Genomic DNA, 2,003 nt, shown 5'->3' with positions numbered 1-2,003 from the left:
CCTGGGCCGATGCCAGGTCGGCGATGACCACACACCCGTCCTCGTTGAGCACCTGCGCAATGTCGGCCGGCGACGAATCCGGACCGACTGTCCGTACGGCAATAGGCATAATGCATACTATACTACTGATTCGAGGGTCATTGTATGACTGTTGGTAGGTTCACCTGTTCTCATTGCCCGAGCCGTGGAGGTACAACGACAGATGCTTCCGTTTCAATTCGGCGTGCTCGCCGCGGTCGCGCCAACCATGTCGGCGTGGCCGGACCAGGCGCGCGAGGAGCATCGGTCAGAGTGAGCGTTATAGACACCGCCTACGCAGGCCATGGAGTCGCCTACTTAGTCGGTCCATTCGACCACTTGGATGACCCAGACCGACTTCGCCTGCGGCTCAGGGCGATCGCGCAGGGTGGTCCGCCTCATCGCATCGGGCTACTCCCGGATCCGAACCGCCGCCGCTGGCGGTTTGACTCGACATGTAGTTCGGTGGCGGTTCGCGAGGGACCAGATATGGACTGCGACGACCCGGTCCGGACTCTTGAAAGACTGACTGCTGCAGGTCCGCAAGTACCCGAGGTCTCACTGCGTGTCCATGTCGCCGATCCCTGGCTCTTCATCGAGTACGACCACGGCCTTGGCGGTTGGCGCCTCCTCGCTGAAATCATGGCGTCGGTGGGCGCGGCCGAACCAGGGTTCGCTCATCCGCCGCCGCTCGTCAATTGCAGCAACCCGGGATTGCGTGCAACGATTCACGCCGTACGAACCGAACCCTGGCAGCTGTTGAAGGCGCTCAACGAACCGGTACGGAAGCTTCGGCGCCCGAGCAGCACGATGACGCCGTTTGCGGGCAGGGTGTCGGTCGCGTACGCACGCAGTGGCGCGGATTTCCTAACACGGGCGAGAGAAATTCGCGACCGGTACTGGCCCGGGGTGTCAATCTCCGCAATCATAACTTCCTCGTTTCTTCGTTCCCTCGAATCCCATGGCATTACACCGGAGGAACAAGTGAGCTTCATGGTGGATCTGAATCGACACTTGCCGTCAGGTGTCGGCACATTGTCGAATTTTATTGGCACTGCGCTGGTTAGCATCAGCTCGCCATACGATCCAGCCGAGATCGCGGCCTCGATAAAGGACTACACCAACGGGTTCCGGGCTCTTGTCGGCTACGGCATGGGTTACGCTGCGCGCCTCGCCTCCCGACCCGCTACCAAGACTGTCTGGAGCTCGGGCAGCTCACGCGCCCTTGTCGTGGTCAGCGACGGTTCCGATTTACCTGCAGCTCAACGGATTTCATGGTCGACGTCGACGAGCCCACACGTCTTCGTGACACAACTTCCAATCGGTTTGGCGAATCAGATCTCACTGGCGATAAACCGGGTGCAATCGGAACTCCACCTCACCGCTTCGTACTACGACAGCGTGTTCGACACGGCGAAAGTACAGGCGTCGCTTGACTCGATTGTCGCAGCACCACCATACCCACTCGTCGAAAAGCAAGCCTCGCCGGCGCGCTGAAATGGCTGGCTCGTCCCGTTACGGCGTGGAGACGGCGCTGGTGCACGCATGGTGCCGAGATGCCCGGCACGCTGCATCCAGCCGTCACCGGAGATAAACTGCTGCTTAGGAATTGGTTACGACAGCGGCACCGGCACCGCTGGGGTGGCCGGTTGCGGCGCGGATGTGTTGGCCCAATCGGCGGCAGCCTTGCGCCGACACCCACACATCAGCGATGGCTTGTCCTGAGAGTGTGAAGACCGGCACTCCAGTGTGCCGCGAGATTGCCTCTAGGAGTTCGGGATTCAGGTAGTACTCATAGCGCATTTCACTTCGTTTGTAGCACTGCAGGTTTGGAGCCGGTCAGTTCGGCGCCAGGTGATCTAGCGAGGTGCTCGCGAGGACGTCCACCGACTAGGTGCGGGTGGCTCAGCCTCGGACACGTCCCATCCACGCCACCTCAGATCGGCGGCCGCTGCCTGATCTCCGCGTTCGAGCCCGCTTAGACC

General features: G+C 61.2%; 1 protein-coding gene. It reads left to right on the top strand.

Going from position 1 to position 2,003, the window contains the following annotated elements; all coding sequences use genetic code 11:
- Positions 1 to 507: 507 nt before the first annotated feature.
- Positions 508 to 1,515: a hypothetical protein gene (locus WAN02_RS20825; RefSeq protein ID WP_422266115.1), complete on the top strand. Its 1,008-nt coding sequence runs from the start codon at positions 508 to 510 to the stop codon at positions 1,513 to 1,515.
- The last annotated feature ends 488 nt before the right edge of the window (positions 1,516 to 2,003 follow it).

This window comes from Mycobacterium sp. (assembly GCF_049281135.1).
Classification (GTDB): domain Bacteria; phylum Actinomycetota; class Actinomycetes; order Mycobacteriales; family Mycobacteriaceae; genus Mycobacterium.
Note: the sequence above shows the minus strand (reverse complement) of the source record. Positions and strands in the feature narration are given on the sequence as shown.